This is a genomic window from Pelotomaculum sp. PtaB.Bin117 (assembly GCF_002067195.1).
Lineage (GTDB): Bacteria > Bacillota > Desulfotomaculia > Desulfotomaculales > Pelotomaculaceae > Pelotomaculum_D > Pelotomaculum_D terephthalicicum.
Genome location: NZ_MVQM01000124.1, coordinates 1 through 22722 on the forward strand (window position 1 = coordinate 1; position 22722 = coordinate 22722).

Here is a 22722-nt window from a genome sequence, read left to right on the forward strand (position 1 = left end):
CTCGTAACCTCCGTTCGACTTGCATGTGTTAAGCACGCCGCCAGCGTTCGTCCTGAGCCAGGATCAAACTCTCCATTTAATATAGAAAATTTGATTTGCTAGCTCGCTTTTTTTTCCTCGGAATGTACTGCTCGCTTCTTGCTTTCGCTTCGACGAGAGTTCATGTGTTTCTTGATTTCCATCCATCCACTGTTTAGTTTTCAAAGACCTGTTTTTTTGTCCACCGTCTTTTGAGCGGCGACAAAAGTAATTTTATCACTTTTCACCGGCACGTGTAAACAGGTATTTACTGGTTCAATTAACTTTTATTTTACCCGCGCCGCAACGTTTATAACTTTATCATAAGCCGTCGTATTCTGTCAAGGCCGTTTTATAATATTTTTAGCATAAATAAATATTTTTATTTGCCGGGTACGTTGCCTAAAATACCGCCTGGCAACGTTACGAAGGTATCTGGAATACTTCCGACGATGATATTCTCCGTCAACGGCATTTGAGTGGATATTAGCGCTTCACCGGATTTAGAAGGCACCACGATGCGCACGTTGGTATCCAGGTTGAGGTAGATTGTATGCTTGGTCTGGTTAATCCCGGCAGACTCGAATTTATCAGTAATATTAAACTTGACCGATCCCACCTGCATAATACTATATCTTAATCTAGGCCCTCTATTAGCAAAAATAGGGAAACCGAATACTTGCCCAATGGGTATACTAAAAGACTGCCGCCTCAGGTTTTCTAATGTTTCTTGCACCGCCATCGAGGTGTTTGACGCAATCCTGTTCACTTTAAGCGTATCAGCCTGCATCAAGGTTATTCTGCCCTCATTGTCCTTATGAATATAAATCAAATCCTGATAACGGATGTTTTCTTTCATCGCTTCTTCCTGTAATGACTCCTGTATTGCCTCGGTAACCAGCTGCACAGTTTTAACTTCAGCTATGTTAAAAAAAACATCTCTTAATTTTATATCCAACAACATTAATATTCCTATCATTGAAATACTGACAGCAGTAATAATAAAAATTTGCTTATAAGGTCGTCTCCTTTTAAACACGCGCTCACCCCCGGGACAGCGTCAACCTTTTTACCCAAACATGCCGGCGATAAAAAACACTTCTCCATTAATTTTATGATTAACGAGGCGAAACGATTGCAAAAAGGGAATAAAAAAGATCTCCATATCAGAGATCTATAACATATCAATTAGGATAAATTATACAGGATTAATTAACGATAAACTGATGATAAACCTTTTTCCCTTTTCTAATCATCATTTTTCCATCAATAAAATCCTTTTTCGTCAGTGTTAAAAAAATATCCTCCACTTTGTTGCCGTTAACCGACACGCCCCCTTGAGTAATCAACCTTCTTCCTTCTCCTTTGGAAGAAATTAAACCTGCCAAAATCATTACCTCTAAAATCCCTATGCCTCCGGACACCTGCTCCCCGTTTAATGCAGTCGTGGGCACGTTTTCAAAATTATCTCCGGCGCCAAATAAAGATTCGGCCGCGCTCCTGGCTTTGACAGCTTCATCCTCTCCGTGAATAAGCTTAGTAACCTCATAGGCCAGCACTTTCTTTGCCTCATTTATTTGTTCTCCCGGTAAACCGCCAAGCCTCCTAACCTCCTCCATCGGCAAAAAGGTTAACAGCGCCAGGCAGTTTTCCACGTCCGGATCATTGATATTTCTCCAGTATTGATAGAATTCATAAGGGCTGGTTTTCTCGGCATCCAACCATAGAGCTCCGGTTTCTGTTTTTCCCATTTTTTTACCTTCACTGGTTGTAAGCAGCGTGAACGTCAAACCATAGGCTTCCACTCCTGCCTTTCTTCTGATCAAGTCTGTTCCCGCCAGAATGTTGGACCATTGGTCGTCCCCGCCTAACTGAACAACACAATTATACTTTCTGTACAGCTCCAAGAAATCGTACGCTTGCATCAACTGATAATTGAATTCTAGAAAAGTCAGGCCTCTTTCTAATCTATTCTTATAGCTTTCCGCGGTAAGCATTCTGTTGACAGAAAAATATATGCCTATTTCCCTGAGAAAATCTATATAATTTAACTGCAGCAGCCATTCCCCGTTATCAACCATGATGGCCCTTTCTTCGCTAAAATCAATAAATCTTGACAATTGTTTTTTAAAACACTCAGAATTGTGCCGGATAGTTTCCGGCGTCATCATTTTTCTCATGTCGGTTTTGCCGCTTGGGTCCCCCACCATGGCCGTTCCACCGCCGATTAAAGCGATAGGCCGGTGACCTGCTTTCTGCATATAGGCCATTACCATCAGTTGCAAAAAATGTCCCACATGCAAGCTGTCCGCGGTGGGGTCAAAACCTATATAAAAAGTAACTTTTTCATTTTTTAATAAATTGATTAAAGGCTCCTCGTGGGTCATTTGTTTGATATATCCTCTTTCCAGCAAAGTATCGTATACGCTGCCCATATCCTGCCCTCCACAAATATTTGCATTTTTATAATAGTATATATACAATCCCGGCTGTTATCAAACATTTTCAAAACAACTCCGGCATATCACCTATCCAATTCACCAAAAGTGATAATTATCCCCATTCAACATACCTCCATCATTGTTGACTGCCTGCTTAAAAAAGTAAAGGTTCCGGCCTGTCACAGCGAAACCTTCGACCAAGGAATGAATAAATTTGAGATACATCATTTATTTAAACATATATTATCCCTTCATCAAAAACAGTTAAATTCTCAAAACCGTCTTTTGCAACTAAGAAGGTGTTCTCAACCCCAACCGCGCCATCGGGAAAGACGAATTTTGGTTCGATTGCGATAACCATTCCTTCTTCCAGCGGAGTATTAAATCCATGCGCGATCACCGGAAGTTCATCCAGTTCGATGCCGATGCCGTGGCCGACAAATGCCACAGGCTCGGGGAAGCCCAAAAAATGCTTTCCATACGCGCTGTCTCCGGCCATTTGCCTTGCCGCATCGTATAGCTCGCCGCAAGCCACCCCCGGCTTGGCAATCTTCTTTATCTCTCTCAAAATATCAACCGCCAGTGCGTGGGCCCCGGCCAGGTGTTCCGGCAGCTTTCCGAGGCAAAATACTCTGGTCTGGTCTAACATATACCCGTCAAAAACAAAACTATAGTCTAGCAGCACCGGCTCGTTACGGCCAATCAATTTAAAGCCGGAACCCTGCGCAAACGCCGGACTAACCCCTTTTCCGCCCACAGAACCGTCGAAATAGCTGGGGGACGTATTTTGACCAGATAACAAATGAACATAAAACAATTCTTGATTTAATCCCCGCACCCTCATTATACCGGAGTGTCCTTTTTCTCGTGAAACCGCCGCGACAATTCCGGTCAGTTCCAACTCAGAAATACCTTCCCGGATGTTCTGCTTAACCAGAGAAAATATTTCCTCGTGGAGTTTCGCGATATCCTGAAGAATTTCTATTTCATAAGGCGATTTAACCATCCGCACAATGCGTATAAGCTGGCTTATATCAACCACCCGGGCCGGTTCAACCAGCTTTTGGTAACGAATATACTGGCTTGCGGGCAACACATCCAGTTCGAAACCCAATGTTTTTAACTGCCCGTAGCCGTATTTCTGCAATACGGCGTTAAATTCCTTCAGACTGTCCAGGCCGATGACATTATCCATGGGGGATTCTTCTCTAGCCCGCTCCAGGCTTTTTTTGACCATTAACAATGGCTTGCCTTCGGAAGGCACAAAAAGATGAGAACGTTGAATGGTACCCGTAAAATAAAAGAGGTCGGCGTTCTGAATTATTACTGCCCCATCAATATCATGCTGCTTCATAGCGTTTTGCAGTTTGGCAATCCTGTGGTCCAACTCAGATTTTGGTGTGTAACGCAAGGCTTATACCTCCTCTCGGCAAATATAGTACGACATTAAAAATAATACTGAAACTACATTACTATATTTATTTTATTTTGGCAATTAATATATGTTTAGTTATTGTTTTAAAGGAATACTTTCATTTTGTGATATAGTATTACTAACGGGTACGCGCTTGGCACAGTATATCAACCCGGATTATATACGGACAAAAACGAAGGGAAACACATGGACAGAAGTAACAAAGAATTAAAAGTCATGCTCATGCTCATTGAGCATGGTGTCAGCCGGGATTACGCCATAGTCGCAGTAAATGAAATATGGAGCGAGCAGGATTTGGATGAGATTATTTCTTTACCGCCCGACAAAGTGGCGGAAATAGCTCAAGATTTAAAGGATTTGTAAGTTGTCTCATAGGACTCCAGCGTTCTTTGCAATATTGTCAGAACTTCAGATTTAGTAATAAATTGATCCGGCTTAAAGGTGCCGTCAGGATATCCGGTTATAATGCCCCTGGCCGCGGCGGCTTTTAAGCCAAGCGCCCATGCGGGCAAATCATCTGTAAAGTCAGTATTTTGTTCTGATATGGGAAATAGTCTGCCCACTGCGTTAGCTGCTTCCGCTCTGGTCAAATAATTACCCGGTTCAAGTAAATTTTGGTAGCCGACAATAACCTCCGAATCTATGAGAGGCTTTATTTTATCCAGATCCTGCGGAGATATTTCGCTCAAGTCCAAGAAACGCTCTGCAAGAATTTTATCGTCCTGGACAATCTTTAACGGACACGAGGGAAAAGGCACAGTCAAATCAGCCAGACTCTTAAAAAAATCCAGCCGCGTAACTTTTTCATCAGGATTTTTATTATACTCTTTCGCAACATCAATTAATCGAGATACTCTAACCCTACTATAGTTTTCCTTATTAAAAACAAAGTCCAATACCATAATTTTACCGGCGGTGTCAATATTTCCAACTTCTATAATAATGGAGCGGGGTGTACCGGAGATGAATTTGATCCCCGGTTCATTTTTGGTGTCCTGTATCTGATTTTTTTCGCCATCCAAGAAATCGGGCCATTCAACGTAATTTTTATAAGTTTCAGCGGTAGGAGTACGCATGTAGCATGCGCCAACGGGTAAGGAAACCATCACTTTATTCCCGGGTTTTACCGGAACACTTACATCTTTTTTCCCGGTTATCCTTAAAGTTCCCAATACCCTATTTTCACCGAATGAAACCTTGGGAGTCGACATTACCGTATTAACCGTATTTCCTTCGCTTGTTTTTTCACCGATACTGTCGGGATCGGAAACAGTAACGACAATATCACTAGCGGCAATGCCTACTGACGGTACACCAAGCGAAATCAAGCATAAAGCCGGTAAAACCATCAATGTCAAAATTCTTCTGAGCTTGGTATACACCCTAATCCCCCCATTTAACTTGCCTTTTATATCTAATTTTACCACACCTCCCAGGAATAATAAAAGAGCCCGAAGGCTCAAAATTATTACCCCAAAATCCTTATGGTTCCACGATATCCTTGCCTGTACTTAAAAACACCTTCTTGCCGCGCATGTAACTTTGCACATCATTCAGGGTCTCACCAAAGCGTTGAAAGTGCACTATTTCCCGCTCCCGGAGGAACTTAAGCACATCGGTGACTAAAGGATCATCGCTCAAATGAATTAAGTGCTCGTAAGTAGCCCGTGCTTTTTGCTCGGCATCCATATCTTCGGTCAGATCAGCAACCGGGTCGCCGGTGGCAGCGACATAAGAAGCTATCCAGGGCACGCCGTTAGGGTCGCTCCAGAACAAGGCGGTGTCATGCTGGGCGTAATGCCCGCCCAGCCCGGCGGCCTGCATTTGCTGGGGACTAACTCCCCTGGTTAGCTTATAAAAAATCGTAGCAACAATTTCCATGTGAGCCATTTCTTCCGTACCTATGTCCGTTAAAAGCCCTTTAGCCTTGTCTGTAGGCATGGTGTATCTTTGGTTCAGGTATCGTAAAGACGCTGACAACTCCCCGTCCGGCCCGCCGGACTTATGGTTTTATATGCCCCTAGATGTGAAACCTGGCATTAATAATATTGCCGTTATCGTCAATATATATCTCACTAAAGTGACCGATAAGGGTGAACTTTGTGTTCATCGGAAGTTCGTTGATATTTTCGATGTGGCCTCTTATTGTCTCAAATAATTCGTTAACCAAGTGTTCGGCGCTATCCAACCTTTCGAGTTTTTGATTTAAACTATCAATGCTCAGTTGAAGTGTGTTTTTTTCTTCCCTTAGTTCAATCATCCTTTCCTTGTACTCTTCCAAATTGATGATATCCTGCTCATATGCTAATTGTTGTTTTTTAATGGCCTCGATTACCTTCTCCAATTTAAGTCTATGCTTTTCCCTTTTATTTATAAGGCCGTGCGGGTCGTCAGAAAAAAGATTTATATTTCTTTTCATAGTATTTAAAAGTTTATCCTTATCCATGAAAAAGGATTTAATATAAAAAAGCAGCTTATCGTCAATGGCTTGCATATCCCAACTTTTTATCTTCCCTCCGCACTTTCCATTAACGCCCAAGCACCTGTAATAATATCTATACTGACTATTTTTTTTCTTTTTCTTGAGTTTAATCTTAAATCCATATATTTTACCCTTGCAGGTTGCGCACCTTAATATACTTGAACCAAGGTACTTTCTATCGCATGACCACTCATGCCGATATTTTTCTTTCCTATGCTCCATTACCATTTGTATTCTATTAAATTCGTCATTAGTTATCAAGGGCTCATGTGTGTTTTCCCGGATTATCCACTCCTCCCGGGGGCGGACAACTCTTTTCTGCCTGCCTTTACTGTCTCTAATTAAGGTAGTGACGTTATAGATCGTGACTCCCAGGTAAACCGGGTTTGAAAGTATTGTCCTTATGGAGTTAGTGGACCATTGGCCACCTCTGCGGGTTTTGATACCTTGTTCATTTAGCCATTTGGCAATTTTTAGTTGACCCCAACCGCTTAAGAAATTTTCTACTATCTGCCGATAAGTAGTTGCGGTTTCAGGGTTTACAACAAGTTTCTGTCTGTCCTCACTTAACATGTAGCCATAGGCAGGCAGCGGAACATTTGTTTTGCCTTCTTTTGCTTTGATCAACTGGGTTACTCTAACCCGGGAACTAGTGGTTTTTCTTTCTTTCTGCGCTAAGGCGCCGTGTAAAATAAGGAGAAACTCATCGTCGTCGGTCCGGCTGTCGTAATTCTCCTTAATTGATATAAAAAAAGCGCCATAATCTGATAATGTGCGCTTAATGGTAATAATATCCATGACATCCCTTGAGGTACGCGCAATCTCTTTGGATACGACACCTTTGATTTTTCCCAGCTTAGAGTCCTCGAACATATGGTTGATTTCATTCCTGAGATAGGTATATTCACCCGATTTAACATCTATATATATTTTGGTCAGCTTATATCCGTTAACTTCGGCCCATTGCTCAAGTAATTTCTTCTGGTTACCAATGCTTGATTTCTGACTGTCCTTTTTAGTTGATATTCTTATATAACCCCCGATTTCAAGTCCTTTCTCTTCAAGAGTTTTTTTTGCATCTTCGTGCTTTGGATAATTTTGTCCTGTTATGTGAGGGGGGATAAACATACCATCACCCTTTTAGCTGATCCTGAACTTCATTAAGGTTTTTCTATTTTTGGGTTTTGAGGAACCTTATCGGACTTTGGCTTCTGCCATTTTTTTCAAGGGCCATTTTAATAAAAATTTTAAGCATGCTTTCATAGATATCGTTAGGCATTTCCACTGTCTGTTTTATCACCTGGCTCATAAATACCACCCCCTGTAATTGCAAAATATTCTGTTTGTATTTAAAAAGTGCATCATAAAAATTTCTCTCGTATATACAAAAACCCCCGGGAAAAACCCGGAGGTCAATAATTTAGGTTAGATAAAGTTATTAGCTTTCGTCGTAAATTAATTATAAGTTTTGGTTAACAACTACGCGCGAGTCAACGGCTAGCATACCTTGCGGATAGGCAAATACAGGGTTTAAATCGATCTCTTTAATCCGGGGCTCTTTCTCCACTAGCCTGGAAACCTGAAGGATGATGCCGGTTAGCGCGTTGATGTCGACCGGCGGGCGGCCGCGGTAGCCTTTTAAAAGAGCGCTGCCCTTAATCGAATTAATCATATCTGTCGCGTCCTTTTCCAGCAACGGAACCTGGCGGAAGGTAACATCATTAAACAATTCCACCAGGGTCCCCCCCAGACCAAAAGCGACCACCTGACCAAACTGCGGATCAGTAGTCATACCGACGAGTAATTCCAGGCCAGGTGAAGCCATGGGCTGAACTGTCACCTGCGCTCCCGGATCAATCAGCCTGGCCTTTTCCATAATACCACGGTAAGCCAAGTGCACAGCTTCCTCATCTTTCAGTCCCAGGCGAACACACCCGGCATCAGTTTTATGGGTAATAGCCTGCGAGCGCACTTTGAGCACCACCGGAAATCCGGTTTCTTTCGCAATTCGCACGGCTTCGTCCTCACCGGACGCCACCCGGCATGAGTTTACCGGAATACCAGCCGCCATTAACAGCGCTCCCGCTTCATCCTCAAACAGCAGATTCCGTCCTGACGCGATGGCGCGGTCAACAATCTCATTAACTGTCACGGTCAGCACCACCTTTGCGCAGCATGCCGTAATGCACCAGCGCCGCTGCCGCCACAGCGGTTTTTTCCGGCGCGGTGTAAAGCGGCACACCGGCATTTTGCATGAAATCCTGATCCGCCCGGCACCCCTGCCAGTTCCCCACAAAATTAACAATTAACGGTTTTTCGTATTTCTTATGCGCATTGATTAGTTCAATCGCGGGAAGCTCCCAGGTTTTATGCAGGCAGTACACCGCGAGAAGCAAATCAACGTTGTCGTCTGCCAGCATCGCCTCAGCCAGACCGCCATAAGTCGGGCGGCTAAAGCCCAGGCCGGCCGCATCAAGCGGGTTTTTCAGGACAACCGGCGGATTGTCCGAACCGATAATCTGCTTCACCCGGCTGATGGTTTTTTCATGCAAGGGTGGAATGACACATCCGGCCGGCGCCAGGTGATCAATCATGACAACACTCGGCCCGGCGGTGTGCGTCAGAATCCCCACCCGGTTACCTTCCGGCAGCGGTTGGAGCGCCAGAGCTTTACAGGCGGCAACCAACTCGGAAACATTGTTTACTGTAAAAACCCCGTACTGATGTAAAATATCCTGGTATAGTTGAAAAGATCCGGCCGAACTGCCCGTATGGGTCTGCGTGTAGCGGTCGGCTTCCGCCAGCCGCCCGGCTTTGTAAACCACCACCGGTTTTTTCCGGGCCACCCTGCCGGCTGCGCGAACGAACCGGCCGGCATCGGCGGAGCCTTCAATAAACACCCCGATGACGGCAGTTGAATCATCGTTTTCCAAGTAATCAAGACAATCGGTGAAACCCAGGTTGGAACAGTTGCCCACTCCGATAAACTTGTTTATGCCGATCCCTTCGTCAACAGCCAGGTGAATGGTTGTCAGCCCGATCCCCCCGCTTTGTGAAATTATTGATACTTTTCCGGCGGGTATTTTGAGCGGGTAAAAGGTACTGTAGAAATTACCGTCGTTGTTAATCATACCGAGAGTATTCGGACCAATCATCGGCAGCCTGTATTTTTCAGCCGCCGCAATCAGGCGTTTCTCAAGATCGCGCCCGACCTCTCCCGTCTCCCTGTAACCACCGGCATTGCATATAACCCCTCGCACGCCGGCGCGTCCACATTTCTCCACAGCTTCTACCGTAGCGTCCTGATTTAAGCAGATCACCGCCAAATCAACCGGCTCCGGTAAATCCTCCAGACTTTTATAAACCTTGCACCCGAGCACCTGTTCATGACGTGGGTGGATCGGGTAAACCTTCCCCGTAAATCCACCATGCAAAATGCTTTCAAGAACATTGTAACCAACCCGGTCAGGGGTATCGGTAACACCAAACACAGCCACTCGCCTTGGATAGAAAACAGGACGCAGATCCACCGGCCTCGTGCCAGACATGGTACTCGCCTCCCCGCGATAAAGTATGTAATGTTGATAAGATACATATAATGCCATCCTGTTGTCAAGACATGGGAATATTTTTTTATTGATAATGGAGGCCTTCCTGAAAAAACAGGAGGTATTTTTTAAAAAAGCAAGACTGCTCAAATTTCTAATTTATTCATAAATTAGAAAGACGGGAGATAAATAATATGATACTCCTTAGGGAGGGTTAAAAATGTTTCGCAGAACATTCTGTTTAAATAATAACCGGTTTACCGTGATAAAGCCAAGGAAGAGACAAGACCCTGATTACCATGATTTTGATCCGGAAAGCGCCGTTGCAGCCGATTCCCCGCGAGACATTCTCTTCAAGCCATATATCAACGTGCCCCAAAATCAATTAGACGCTGCAATTCTAGCTGAAATGAACAGCAAAAAAATTGTTGGTGTGGCCGCCGCCTTTATTAGAGATAATCGTGTGGTTTGGGCGAACGGCTATGGTTGGTCTGATCTGGAAAAAGAAAAGCTAGTCACCCCTGATACTATTTTTAGAATCGCGTCAATTTCCAAAACCATTACTGCCACCGCTTTAATGCAACTTTGGGAGTGCGGCTTATTCAACCTTGATGACGATATAAGCATTTATCTGGGTTATATGGTCAGAAACCCAAAATACCCTAGCGCAAAGATAACTTTCAGGATGCTTCTCACTCATACTTCCAGTATTCTAGATTTTGGCGGTTACGAGCAGGCGTTAGGTTCCCCGCAACCACCACTTTTAAGAGATCTTTTGGTTCCCGGCGGGAAAGCATACAGTGAAAAGACCTGGGGGGACTTTTTGCCCGGAACCCAATTCGTTTACTCTAATTTTGGTTTCGGCATCATCGGCGCATTGGTCGAAATGATCTCAGGCAAGCGTTTCAACGATTATACCATTCGTCATATCTTTTGGCCATTGGGAATGGACGCGGGTTATAACGCTGCTGACATAGTAAATTTCCATAAAATTGCCGTTCTATATAAAACCAGCGGCGGCGGCAAGTTTTATCCTGCATGCGACTATTTCCAAACAGGCGAGAGACCCGCCAGAAAAGAATACAAACTGCCGCTGGGAAACTACTATATCGGTCCAGCCGGGGCGGTAAGAGCGAGCGTATTGGATCTGTCAAAATTCATGATCGCCCATATGAATGGGGGACTCTACGGCGGAGTTCGCATTCTCCAAAAACACACCGCGGATTTAATGCACCAAATGCACTGGTATGGATACGGGATGGAGGGTTTCTTCAGATATATTGGTCTGAGCTTTCATATTACAGACGCCCTGGCGGAACGAAGACTAACGGGGCATGCCGGTGAAGCCTGCGGTCTGGTTAGTGATATGTACTTTGACTGTGATGAAAAAATCGGGGTTATTTTTATGACAAACGGTGGTTACTATGAATTTCTCAGCAGCGGTTACACGGATATAGAAGAGGCTGTAATAAACACCTTGTTTAAGACATTTGCCGGTCCGCCAGGATCAACGATTAGAGTCATTACCACCATTCTCAATGATAATAAAATTTTAGTTAATGGAAGAATAATTTTTTATCCGGTTCTGCCTGACCTGGGTATGGAGGATTTATACGTTCCCGCGATAACAATCGCAGACGCGCTTGAAACGACCATTGAGTTCGATAAAGAAATCGACATGCTGATACTGACAAAAGGCGTAACAGTAATCCGCGCGAAAATTGGAGACGCGCGGCTTGAGGCAAATCACAACACCATTGCGTTAAGCAGTCAAATATATCTCAAGCATGGCTTTGTAATGCTACCCTTAATCATAGTCTCAAAATTACTTGACGCTTGTGTTTATTGCAACCCGGTAATGAATGAAATAAATATAACTCTGCGACCCTGAGCGGATAAACTTATAAATTATACAGAACGGGGATGGCGGCTGATAATGTCGTTTTGAGTATCTGCAAAAAATGAACAAAAAAATAATTACCGAAAAACTGTTTTAATTTGAAGGAATTCTGAAGGATATGTGGTAATGTGGTAATATTGAAAGAAATTCTCCGAGCCTGTTTAGCCTAAGCGAAAAGTATGGATAACAGGCCGTTAGGGTATATTGGGAAACCAGTATGCCTCCCCAGTCAATAGTAACAACCTTTTTAGTGGATCTTCTGTGATATCATTGCCCGTTTTTTTAATGAAGAGCTAAATATTTTTTATACAAGGAAAATGTCATGCGGGGTAGAAGTATATTACGGGCTTTATTATTGCAAAACCACAAAGACAAAAGTGAGCACACTATATTATTTTATTGGCCTTCAAGCGGAATACCGCTAACAGTACGTAAAGAAATGGGTGGGACTAGTTTATGGAAAAAATTAATGCGATGTATTTTAGCCCTACTGGTACAACCCAAAAGATCGTATCCGGGCTGGCCGGAAAGATTTTAGAAAATGCCGGCGGGCAAACAGCGGTAAACATTATTGATTTTACCCTGCCGGGAGTTAGAAAAGAAACAGTGTCTTTTACTGCGGAAGACCTGGTCGTGATTGGAGTGCCGGTCTATGCCGGCAGAGTGCCAAACATATTACTGAAATATATGAATTCTATTACAGGTAACGGTGCTCTGGCGGTCGCTGTGGTTTTATACGGTAACAGGGATTATGACGATGCTTTGATTGAGCTGAAAGATATTCTGGAGCTAAACGGCTTTAAAGTTATTGCCGGGGGCGCATTTATCGGGGAACACTCGATCTCCAAAATTCTGGCTAAAAACCGGCCTGATGAAAAAGATATGGCGGTAATAAATGATTTTGCTAGTAAAATATATGCCAAAATTACCACTGGCAATAATCTGCAAAGTGTCATGGTAAAAGGAAATAAACCTTATCGCAAATATTACATGCCTATAGATGAACATGGCATGCCTGTGGACTTTAGAAAGTTTGTCCCAAAAACAAGCAGCGATTGTATGGATTGTAAGCTCTGTCCAAGTATCTGTCCGGTCGGTTCCATTAATTATGAAGATGTTTCTAAACTGGATGGAATTTGTATTAAATGCGGCGCCTGCGTGAAAAATTGCCCCAATGAAGCCAAATATTTTGACGATAAGGATTTTTTGAGACATAAGCATGAACTGGAAGTTGAATTTGCAGAACGCAAGGAGCCGGAGTTATTTTTATAATCATCCACTTTTTTGCCGTGGTAGTATCTACGTTGGCAATGTGGGACTAATAATTGTCAGTCGAACCGTCCCCCTGACACTCCCTTAAAACCATAAGTCCGGCCCGCCGTATTGAGTAATAATCACTTTAGCCAGTTTGGGATTGGGACCGGAAACCCTTACCGGGTATTCTAATTTTTTTTGATAAACCCACATCAATTAATCCCTTCCTTACGTCAAGATTTACATTTCCCAAGGCCAGGGGGAGTTGATCCACTGCCAGGGGTACTGACTGGTAGCCATTCCGAAATGAAATAGCGGGCCACAGTATTGCTCATATGCCTCAATACATTTTCTTAACTGGGGTACAACCGAATTGTATAAGTTCAGAGCCTGCTGGTCATCCGGATGTGTATCCAGGTATAAGTTCAATTCAATGGCAGTAAACTCCAATTCCTGTATCTTCAAAAGCAGTTGCATTTGTTGATTATACACATTTTCGGTTTTTACCTTGTCTTCTTGCTTATTATCCATTTGATTCACCTCTTCATTTAACCTGGATAAGGAGATACCAGTTCGGGGAAAAGAGTACCATGCGCTAAAGCTTCTGCCGGGCTAAAGACCTGCCCCATATGCTGCCAGGGAACATAGGCGCGGGCTAATTGTAACGGTGGCATCGCGCCGCCGGGGTAGGATAGTTTATCTGGAATTCCCGGCATATTCGGTGCAGGGGGGTAATTTAACGACTGACGATATTGATTAAAATACATGGAAAAACCTCCTTGCAAAGTTAATTTATCTTATGAATGAATCACCTAATTTGTACACATCGCAACCCGTGGTGTTATTTGGTAATATGTATTTAATTACTCTAACGCTGAACCAATATTCTTTTAAATACGTCTAAAAATAAAAAGAGGGCAATAAATAATGAACAAATATTTATTACATGAGTTAAGCAGTTCTAGGTAAATAACACCGGTCCCACAACCGTAAAAGATGAGACCGCCTTTACCAAGGGTAGAGAGTTTTGCATAAACAGCTCGAAGTAATACCTTCGGGTTGACCTTCTTATATTGCTCTTTATGTGATGTCGGATCAATTCAGAAGGGGAGAATCAGATGTAAAATCAGCATCTTTGGTTCTGGCAGGGATAGCCATAAAATAATAAGGGGATGACCATAACAGTCACCCTCTTTATCCCCGGCAGAACCCTGCCAGGCGCTCGGGTTGCTCTCCAGCATTGCCCTTATCCTCCTGATAGGAAAGATCCATTTATAGCTTGCCCGTTACAGCGGAATCAAACCATTTACTATACATCCTTTTTCGGAGCGGAGCAACGCCTGTTCGAATATATTGAGCTGTTCTATAACCGGAAACGAATCCACTCGACGATTGGCTATGTTTCCCCGCACCAATATGAACGTATGTATTACAACAGCCATGTTCAGGCAGTATCGTAGGAGACTTTACATGGAGTGGTGGGCATGATAGGCTGTTTGCCACGCGATGTTGCTTCTACCAAACCATCGCCCTATCGCGGGAAATCATGCCCACAGAGGCTCCATGTCAAGCCGACGTCTTGCAGGCGCTAAAATCCTTTTTTCTTTTGTGTCTACTTTCTTGACATAATACCATTATGCTTTTCTAACGTTACATAAAAAAGCTTTGTATTCGGGAACAGCGACGTTAGGACAAGCGACAAAAGGTGTTAATTCGTTCCCAATGGCTCCCTGGGATAATCCCATGAAGCCCCAGCTCCATGGCAAGGAAACAATTTCTATGGGACTGCCGTTTACATTTAAAGGTTTAACAATCGGTAAAACATTGGCCTTTAATTTTATTTCCGACCGGGCGCTGCTTACAATTATGTCATCTCCAGGTTTTATTCCCAGCTTACCGGCTAAAGTTGGCGATATGGTGGCAAATTCTTCCGGCATCAATTCTACCAGCATGGGGCTGTATCTGGTTCTTACCCCGGTTTGATAATGTTCAATGTAATGGACGGTGGTAGCCACGTAAGGGAACTCTTTGCTGCCGGTTTCGGCCAATTTAGCAAATTCGCCTTTCCATCTATAAGCCACAGGGTTATTTTGCTGCTTACTCATTAAATTTTTCACCGGACTTTCCACCGGTTCATAGTGTTCCGGCATAGGACCTTCTTTCAAGCCGGAAGGAACAAAAAAGCGTGCCTGCCCTTCAGGAAGCATAATAAAAGGAGCATTGGCTGTCTTTTCCGGTGGTATCGGCGCTTTTGTAGTCGCGTCCGTGATGCCGAAATCGGGAACATCGTTGGTAATCCACTTTGTTCCGTCCCAGGCCATCAAGGCTTTATCCTTTTTCCATGGCCGACCGGCCGGGTCAGCCGAACAACGGTTATAAACAATGTGCCGGTTCAAAGGCCAGACAAAGGTCCATTTCGGATATACCCCAAGCCCGCTTTTATCCTCCGTGCCGTGCCTTTTGGTAGCGGGCACCTTTAACAACGGGTTCTGCTCTTGGGGGTCAACGTAATAATAACCAGCGTAAATCCATACACCGCAGGCCGTAGAACCATCATCTTTAAGGTCGCCAAAAGTACCTAAAACCCGACCGTCCGCCACATTATAACCGTTAATTTCAACCGCTATTTTTTCTATATCCGGCTCGTCCTGTCCCGGCTTATCATAATTCCAAACCATGTTTAAAATAGGATCGGTAAATTTGCCGCCGCTCCGGTATTCCTGGCGGACAGCTTTAAATATCCGGTCAGCAATCCAGAGATCGCTTTTTGCCTCGCCGGGCGGTTCAACAGCCTTCCAGCGCCATTGAACATGGCGTGAACTGTTTGTTCTCGTGCCTTCTTTTTCGTAAATGTGAGCTGCCGGCAACAGGAAAACTTCGGTTTTTATATCCGCCGGGTTTACTCCCGGACGCTTCCAGAAAGCGGCTGTCTCGTTTTCAAATACATCAACGCAGACCATCCATTCCGCTTTCTCCAGGGCCTTGACCTCGTGTTTAGCATCCGGCCCGGCTACGGAAGGATTTTCAGCCCAGCAAAAGACACCTTTAATTTCTCCTTCTGCCAGGGAGGCATAGGAAGACATGTGGGAATGGTCTTTCCCGTCTGATTTAGGCAGCCAGTCATAGCAAAAGTCATTTTCTTTGGTGGCTTTTTCCCCGTACCAGGCCTTGAGCAGACTGGCCAAGAATTTGGGTTTGTTGGACCAGTATCCCGCCTTGGGCGTTTCCACCTCCAGGTAGTCTTTATACGTGGGATGTTTTGTCGCATCGGGGACATTAAGATAGCCCGTAATATTATTCCACAGCATCCCCATGTCACAGGCGCCCTGAACATTTGATTGCCCCCGTTGGGGGTTAAGGCCGCCACCGGGCATGCCTACATTGCCCAGCAAGAGTTGCACCATGGTGGTTGCCCGTGTGTTTTGAGTTCCGTAACTGTGCTGGGTGATTCCCAGTACGTAAATTAAATTGCCCGCTTTATCCGGTTTTCCCGACTCGCAATAAGTAGAGTAAGCTTTCTGTAAAATATCTTCCGGTGTTCCCGTGACTTGACTGACCGTTTTTATGTCGTACCGGGAAACATGCTTTTTCATGATCTGCCAGACGCACTGGGGATCCTGTAAAGTGGGGTCCTTTTTAATATTATCGCCGTCTTTTTGGTAAGCCCAGCTTGCAGTGTTATAGGATAGTTTGCCGTCTTTTTCCTCTAAACCGGAAAAAACACCATCCGCAAAATTATAATCAGGACTGATTAAGTAAGAAGCGTTGGTATAGTTATTCACATACTCATGTTGGTAAAGATCATTTTCAATGGCGTAGTTTATCAGACCGTAAAGAAAAGCAATGTCTGTCCCCGGACGCAAAGGAACGTAAATATCCGCCTGGGACGCTGTTTTAGTAAATCTCGGGTCAACGACAATGATTTTGGCTCCTTTTGCCTTGGCCTTGCCAATGTGATGCATGGCCATGGGGTGAGCTTCGGCCGGGTTGGATCCAATAATTAAAAATATGTCTGTATTTTTATAATCAACAAAACTATTAGTCATTACTCCCCGACCAAATGTATTAGCCAGACCGGCTACGGTTGGGGCGTGTCAGAGACGGGCGCAATGGTCAAGATCAACCACACCCAGGGATCCCCGCATGAGCTTATTTATTATATAGTCCTCTTCGTTATTAATATTGGCGCTGCCCATCTGGCAGATGGCCATGCAGCGGTTAACCGTGACACCTTTACCGTCTTTTTCTGTAAAGTGTTCATCCCGGGTCTTTTTTACCCGCTTGGCGATTTCAGGTATAGCCCAGTCCCAGGTTTTTTCTTCCCACTTGGTGCCGCCAGGGGCACGGTAAAGAACCTTCGTTAACCGATTCGGGTTGGGCACACGCTGACGATTTTTATCTACAATGGTATAGACATCCGTGAGAGCCATCCCTTTGGGACATAAAGACCCTTCGTTAATAGGACTATCAGGATCCCCTTCAATAAAAACCACCTTATCGTTTTCTGAATGAACAATAATACTACAACCACATCCACAATAAGAACAGCCAGAAGCAGTTTCTTTGGTTTTCTTTAACTTAAAAGGACCCAAATCAAAACTATGCAAATTTTCTTCAGCTAAAGCAGGTGTTGCGCTGACTCCTTCAAGTAAAGCCGTTCCGGCCGCGCCTACTCCCAAATACTTTAAGAAATCACGGCGGCTAATACCTTTTTTCATATTAGTTAATAGTAACCTCCTTATACTTTAGAATAAACCAATAAGTAGTTCTTCAGGCATTCCACCTCTTTTCCTCAAAGTTCTGAATTTATTGATTTTATTACGTATCTACCGAAACTGCCGAATAAATATCTCTCAATTCAGCCAGTTCCTGGGCATTTTTTTGTTGAGCGATCCCCTTCCCAAATCTGTAGCTGCTCAGTCCTAGTTTGACGATGAGGAAGATAATGGCAATTGGCTAGGGGCGTTTACGTATCCTTCACGAAAAGCCATAATATCCAGATGGACCGTGTAAATGTTTTCACAAAATACATCAGCAGTGCCGTCAATTTTCTTCTCGTCGATTGTTTTGATATATCCGGAACAATTTTCACAATAATAAATTCCGGTATTTGTCTTCTCCTTCGACTTTTAAAAACTGTGATTCCAGGCTTGCGCAATATGGGCAACCCAGGCGTTGAAAACGCCACTTAACTTCGCATAATCCACAATATAAATACCTTTTTGTCATTTTCCTTTTTCAACAAGGACAGGCTGGGCCTGCCTCCACAAACAGGGCATGTGCTTTGCATCCATTCTTCAAGGTTATATACCCGGTGAAGTAATTTTCCCGGACTGTTTCATCAAAGGCTTAACCGTATGGGTTATCAAGAAGCCGAATATCTCAGGTGAGACATCGTTTTGGAGAAGAGCAAGCAAATTTGCCCCGGGTTTAAATAATACTTTGTCAACAAATACTTCCCTGTCAGACGCGTTTAACGGAAGAGCCGACAACACCTGCCGGCATTCGGTTTCCAGGTAAGGGTAATGCGCTATAATAATTTCACCAATCTTTTCTAAAAGAACGAAAAAAAAGTTGGTGTCCACCTTGGGAGTGCAGATATTTAACAGAGGGATTCTATTTTCCTGTGCGTAATTTATCATCTGTGATCCGGGCTGAGCATAAGTAATGCTTTCTTCAGGCAGTGAATCTGGGACAATCTATTATAGAAGTCAATAAGTACTTGTGGTGTTATATTGCTGTTTATATTTTTTCTCCCCCTATCTCCTGAAAAAAAACTTCACTAAACTCACAAAATAAATGCTTCGCTAAACTCACGACAAATTCCTGCTAAATGAACTGTTTTAGATATAATTTTTTATTTATAATTTATTTTTCAAACAAGGAGAAACGTACAAGCTTTCCTTGATCCTGGAGCGCAACTTCAAGATCGATGTTCTCTATCGTGCCAGAGCCCAGGAAGGGGACAGCAAAACAAACCCCTCTTATCAAATATTTAGATTATAGTGCGCCTAGTAACAGCTTTGTAAGCATGCGGTTATTTTAGTGGTAATCCGTCTAATAACCAGCGGAATTCCTAGTAGTAAATTTTTACCATATTGCCCTGATTTGCCGGCCATTTAAATCACCCCGCTCCAGGCGGCGATAATTATAGAATTTGTAAAAGGGTTAACCTTTATGGGGATTTACCTCAGAACTGTAAAAGAGTTACTTATTATGGGGGAATTATAAATAGAATGTTAACTCAAGCCAATTGTTTCTCCCAGGGCGCATGAGAAAGGGATGTTTTTTGCTTCACTTTTCTTGAAATTTGTAAAGGCCAGCTCAAACTCGCCGAGAGTCAGAGTCTGGCCTAATTCATTTTCTTTAAATCGGTCAGCGGAAAGTTCAACATTATATATGGAATAAGAATAATCAATAAAAGGAAAAATAACCCATAGTTGTTCATTCAATATTCCATGATTGGTTTCGATTTTACGTCGTTTTTCATTTTATCCAAATGTCTTAATCTTGGGATTATTTCTTTATGGAGTTCACATGCGACAGATTTCCCTGACGCGGTGCCGGTCAACAACATTTTATCATGCGGACATCCTCCCTGACAGGCGGTCCTGCATTCACACTCCCTGCATTCATCCGGGAGATCCGGTTTTGTAAGGTCATAATGAAATGCGCTGCATTGCAATATACTTAAAGGATCCTCGTCAAAAATTGTTCCGGTTTTAAATGAATGGTCTCTGATACAGGGTCCAACCGTCCCGTCGGGATATACCGCGGCAAGTCTTTTCCCGCAAATATATGGAGAAGATTCAAAATCCCACGCGGGAATTAAAGTATCCAGCAGGAAGGTAGTATGGACATCGTATTCCTTAATAATATAATTTTCCAATAAGTCACACAATTCATGATATCTCTTTAACAATCTTTGTTTGTATTCCGCATCCGTCCCTCTGTATATATCCTTTTGGTATCTTAAACGGTACCCATTTTCTATCCCGAATCTTGTTATATCAAGAGCTCTCTCCAAGTTATAATCGTCCATTGTGGCTACTATTGTTTGATTAATTACATTTGACCTTTCACTGATTATCTTCATCCTTCTGGATAGTTCCTCAATACTAATGTCTGTAATATTTGTGTATATCCATTGGATATCTTCAAGATCATCCCAGTTCACGGAATCAATTAAATCACCATTTGTATAAAGATACCCCTGCATGCCGTCAGTGTTTTTATAGACTGAATCCATAACCTTTTTAATTCTGTCGGTCCTCAATAATGGCTCCCCACCAAGAAAACCAACGGTGTTCACTTTAATGTTATTAACTCTCCAGACTTCAGGAATCCACTCCAGCAATCTTGAAAATGTATTTTCATCCATTTCCATTTTATTATCATCACCGACTTGATTAAAAGCATAACAATATTCACACCTTCTTGTGCACTCGTATGACAAAAATAAGATGAACCAGAAAAAAGGAAGTTTCGCCCAACCGCCTTCTCCCTGCAATCTTCCATCTTCTTTAGAATACATTCTTTTTAATTGTTTGACATGTTCTGTTTGTCTTCTCATATTTCTATTCCCTAGCCTTTCTTTATTCTTTCTAATTAACAGGTTGGAATCAATTCATTTTAACAATAAACCGGGGCACCATCATCTTCACAAAATTATAAAAGACAAACAATAGCAGAAGTCAACTAAAAAAGGTGGTTTAATAACTGCAGAACTACATCTTCCAAGCGCTACATTCAGAAACTTTTCTCTGTTTTTCAGGATGAGGGCGAGGACGACCACGAAAATATTGCCTTTCCTTCTCCCCTCCTTTCTCACATAGAGCAGTCCTCCCTCAACGCAGGCCGTATTCATGTCCCTGAAGTCTTGCCTGACGCGACCGAGATACTTACTGTGACATATTTGTCGTCAAGCATGCTTATTTAATCAGGCCTCTTTATTGATCACAGGGATAAATTTTCTCTCTCAACTAGGGAGCATGGCGGACATTTTATATGAATGGCGGCTATACACATAGTTTACTATTACCATAAGTTTACTATAGCATCCATGGTACCTGATGTCAACATACTTTAGATGTTACCTCCTAAACCAACATAAGATAAAGCCTAGTTTTCCTTGGTATGACAGGGTCAAAGGAAAATAGACCCTGTATAACAGGAGAGAACCAAGACGATCTTGTGGCAAGAACCGGAGGGTTCGTCTGATTTCGTCTGATGCGGTGGAATATGAGCAACGCGAAATTTAATTGGAAACACCGATGCGAGGTTCCATGTCAAGGGCGCGGCTGCGGCTCTCTTTCGATATCGGTCGAACATGAAAAATGGGCAATTTATATCTCCTCATGCTCAATCAATTGAATCCGCACTTTTTCTCCCGCTTTTACTTTTGTATTTTCCGGAATTATGATCAGACAATTTGCGTCCCTCATTGAAGTTAGCACGCTTGAATTTTGATTACCAGTTGTTGAAACATAAAATTCATTATCTTTAATAGTAGCATAGCCTCTTAATAGATTAACCCTGCCCGATTTCTTATTGATATCTTCTTCAAGAAATGCGTTAACGATTGGCTTTAATATCCTATTGGCACCCATTAATCTTAGTAATGCAGGTCTCACAAATTGAATGAACGATGTAAGCGTGGAAACGGGATTTCCCGGCAGGCCGAAAAACAGTTGATTATCTTTTTTCCCAAAAATCACCGGCTTGCCTGGTTTAACATTAACCTTTTCAAATTGTATTTCAACATCCAGAGCAAGATAAATATCTTTAACAAAATCGTACCTTCCCATTGATGCGCCGCCTGTGGATATTACGACGTCAGATTTTAAGGCTTTTAAAAATATTTCCTTCATATCTTTCAAGGTGTCTTTAGCAATGCCTAAACAATATGGGATGGCGTTATATTTTTTTACTTCCGAGTATATGGTATACGCATTGACGTTCCTGATTTGACCGGTTCTGATCTCTTCTCCTATATCGGCTAATTCATCGCCTGTAGAGATAATTGAAACAGTCGGCTGCTTATATACTTTTACCGTGTTATAGTTCAGCGACGCAAGGATACCTACATCCACGGAACTCAACCGGTCGCCTTTGCGCAGCACTTTGTCTCCTTTTTTTATATTCTCCCCTGCAAATCTGTAATTTTTGTATTTAACTGTTTCTTGAAATATATTTACATAACCGTCTTCTTCTGCTGCATCTTCAAACTTAATTACCGCATCAGCGCCTTCCGGCATCGGAGCGCCGGTCATTATTCTTATCGCCGTTCCTCTTGAAACTTTTTTGCCGTTAACAGATCCGCCCGACTGTATTTCTCCTGTAATTTGAAGTTTTATCGGGTGATTTATTGACGCCCCAAGCGTGTCTTCTGCGATTACAGCATAGCCGTCCATTGCAGAATCATCCGCGGGAGGTATTATTATATCCGATACAATATCCTCATATAAAACACGATTGCATGCTTCCATGATGGAAATGTTTTCGCAGGTCAGAGGGCTGATAGAATTTAAAATAATTTTTAGCGCTTCTTCAATGGATACCGCTAGATTATTATTTCTCATTACAGTGAAAACACCTGCCTATATTTCTTACTATAATATTAATAGTTTTACAGAATTAGCTAT

Annotated in this window: 18 protein-coding genes, 1 rRNA gene, 2 pseudogenes and 1 riboswitch; of the genes and pseudogenes, 4 read left to right on the forward strand and 17 right to left on the reverse strand. The window is 43.0% G+C overall.

Annotation, left to right across the window (positions count from 1 at the left end):
• The 4 genes from A4E54_RS08580 to A4E54_RS08595 form a co-directional block, all read right to left on the reverse strand.
• A 16S ribosomal RNA gene (locus A4E54_RS08580) occupies positions 1–79 on the reverse strand; the annotation flags it as partial.
• A 321-nt stretch (positions 80–400) separates the two neighbouring features.
• Positions 401–1057: a sporulation protein YunB gene (gene yunB / locus A4E54_RS08585; RefSeq protein WP_240084106.1), complete on the reverse strand. Its 657-nt coding sequence runs from the start codon at positions 1055–1057 to the stop codon at positions 401–403.
• A 169-nt stretch (positions 1058–1226) separates the two neighbouring features.
• Positions 1227–2453, reverse strand: coding sequence for a tyrosine--tRNA ligase (tyrS, locus tag A4E54_RS08590; protein WP_240084107.1), 1227 nt, complete (start codon positions 2451–2453; stop codon positions 1227–1229).
• 238 nt (positions 2454–2691) lie between these two features.
• Positions 2692–3870, reverse strand: coding sequence for a M24 family metallopeptidase (locus tag A4E54_RS08595; protein ID WP_240084108.1), 1179 nt, complete (start codon positions 3868–3870; stop codon positions 2692–2694).
• A 210-nt stretch (positions 3871–4080) separates the two neighbouring features.
• Between A4E54_RS08595 and A4E54_RS08600 the strand changes: the two genes are divergently transcribed.
• Entirely contained in the window at positions 4081–4257 is a 177-nt protein-coding gene (locus tag A4E54_RS08600) for a hypothetical protein (RefSeq protein ID WP_240084109.1), read from the forward strand.
• Here A4E54_RS08600 and A4E54_RS08605 read toward each other — a convergent pair.
• The 5 genes and pseudogenes from A4E54_RS08605 to A4E54_RS08625 all read right to left on the reverse strand — a co-directional run bounded on the left by A4E54_RS08605 (position 4236) and on the right by A4E54_RS08625 (position 9924).
• A complete protein-coding gene (locus A4E54_RS08605) occupies positions 4236–5321 on the reverse strand; it encodes an S-layer homology domain-containing protein (RefSeq protein WP_286725627.1) in 1086 nt (361 codons plus the stop codon). The genes A4E54_RS08600 and A4E54_RS08605 overlap by 22 nt on opposite strands.
• A gap of 55 nt (positions 5322–5376) precedes the next feature.
• Positions 5377–5892, reverse strand: a pseudogene (locus A4E54_RS08610) (manganese catalase family protein); the annotation flags it as partial.
• A 22-nt stretch (positions 5893–5914) separates the two neighbouring features.
• Positions 5915–7504 carry a recombinase family protein gene (locus A4E54_RS08615; protein ID WP_282442358.1) on the reverse strand — a complete coding sequence of 530 codons (1590 nt, stop codon included), beginning with the start codon at positions 7502–7504 and terminating at the stop codon, positions 5915–5917.
• A 331-nt stretch (positions 7505–7835) separates the two neighbouring features.
• Positions 7836–8528, reverse strand: a complete 693-nt coding sequence (locus A4E54_RS08620) for an acetate--CoA ligase family protein (RefSeq protein WP_240084112.1) — start codon at positions 8526–8528, stop codon at positions 7836–7838.
• Complete coding sequence (locus A4E54_RS08625; RefSeq protein ID WP_240084113.1) at positions 8518–9924, reverse strand: acetate--CoA ligase family protein; 1407 nt, start codon at positions 9922–9924, stop codon at positions 8518–8520. The genes A4E54_RS08620 and A4E54_RS08625 overlap by 11 nt, the downstream gene beginning before the upstream one ends.
• A gap of 220 nt (positions 9925–10144) precedes the next feature.
• On the opposite strand from A4E54_RS08625, the gene A4E54_RS08630 reads away from it, so the two are divergent.
• Together A4E54_RS08630 and A4E54_RS08635 are read left to right on the forward strand one after the other, a co-directional pair.
• Positions 10145–11815 carry a serine hydrolase gene (locus tag A4E54_RS08630; RefSeq protein WP_240084114.1) on the forward strand — a complete coding sequence of 557 codons (1671 nt, stop codon included), beginning with the start codon at positions 10145–10147 and terminating at the stop codon, positions 11813–11815.
• A gap of 146 nt (positions 11816–11961) precedes the next feature.
• Positions 11962–12078, forward strand: a riboswitch (molybdenum cofactor riboswitch).
• 202 nt (positions 12079–12280) lie between these two features.
• The gene (locus A4E54_RS08635) at positions 12281–13096 is read left to right on the forward strand and encodes an EFR1 family ferrodoxin (RefSeq protein WP_240084115.1); all 816 of its coding nucleotides are present in this window, start codon (positions 12281–12283) and stop codon (positions 13094–13096) included.
• A 96-nt stretch (positions 13097–13192) separates the two neighbouring features.
• Here A4E54_RS08635 and A4E54_RS08640 read toward each other — a convergent pair.
• The 4 genes and pseudogenes from A4E54_RS08640 to A4E54_RS08655 all read right to left on the reverse strand — a co-directional run.
• Positions 13193–13291 (reverse strand): annotated as a pseudogene (locus A4E54_RS08640) (manganese catalase family protein); the annotation flags it as partial.
• A gap of 27 nt (positions 13292–13318) precedes the next feature.
• Positions 13319–13609 (reverse strand): spore coat protein CotJB, encoded by a 291-nt coding sequence (locus A4E54_RS08645; RefSeq protein ID WP_240084116.1) that lies wholly within the window; start codon positions 13607–13609, stop codon positions 13319–13321.
• Between the two features lie 17 nt (positions 13610–13626).
• Positions 13627–13845: a spore coat associated protein CotJA gene (locus A4E54_RS08650; RefSeq protein ID WP_240084117.1), complete on the reverse strand. Its 219-nt coding sequence runs from the start codon at positions 13843–13845 to the stop codon at positions 13627–13629.
• 333 nt (positions 13846–14178) lie between these two features.
• Positions 14179–14319, reverse strand: a complete 141-nt coding sequence (locus A4E54_RS08655) for a hypothetical protein (RefSeq protein WP_240084143.1) — start codon at positions 14317–14319, stop codon at positions 14179–14181.
• A 63-nt stretch (positions 14320–14382) separates the two neighbouring features.
• Between A4E54_RS08655 and A4E54_RS08660 the strand changes: the two genes are divergently transcribed.
• Positions 14383–14538 (forward strand): IS3 family transposase, encoded by a 156-nt coding sequence (locus tag A4E54_RS08660; RefSeq protein WP_286725645.1) that lies wholly within the window; start codon positions 14383–14385, stop codon positions 14536–14538.
• Between the two features lie 174 nt (positions 14539–14712).
• Here A4E54_RS08660 and fdnG read toward each other — a convergent pair whose 3' ends face one another.
• The 4 genes from fdnG to A4E54_RS08680 all read right to left on the reverse strand — a co-directional run bounded on the left by fdnG (position 14713) and on the right by A4E54_RS08680 (position 22659).
• The gene (gene fdnG, locus A4E54_RS08665) at positions 14713–17796 is read right to left on the reverse strand and encodes a formate dehydrogenase-N subunit alpha (protein WP_286725637.1); all 3084 of its coding nucleotides are present in this window, start codon (positions 17794–17796) and stop codon (positions 14713–14715) included.
• 585 nt (positions 17797–18381) lie between these two features.
• Positions 18382–18720 carry a hypothetical protein gene (locus A4E54_RS08670; protein WP_240084119.1) on the reverse strand — a complete coding sequence of 113 codons (339 nt, stop codon included), beginning with the start codon at positions 18718–18720 and terminating at the stop codon, positions 18382–18384.
• Between the two features lie 806 nt (positions 18721–19526).
• Positions 19527–20651, reverse strand: a complete 1125-nt coding sequence (locus tag A4E54_RS08675; RefSeq protein WP_240084120.1) for a radical SAM/SPASM domain-containing protein — start codon at positions 20649–20651, stop codon at positions 19527–19529.
• A 772-nt stretch (positions 20652–21423) separates the two neighbouring features.
• Entirely contained in the window at positions 21424–22659 is a 1236-nt protein-coding gene (locus A4E54_RS08680) for a molybdopterin molybdotransferase MoeA (RefSeq protein WP_286725641.1), read from the reverse strand.
• Between the last annotated feature and the right edge of the window lie 63 nt (positions 22660–22722).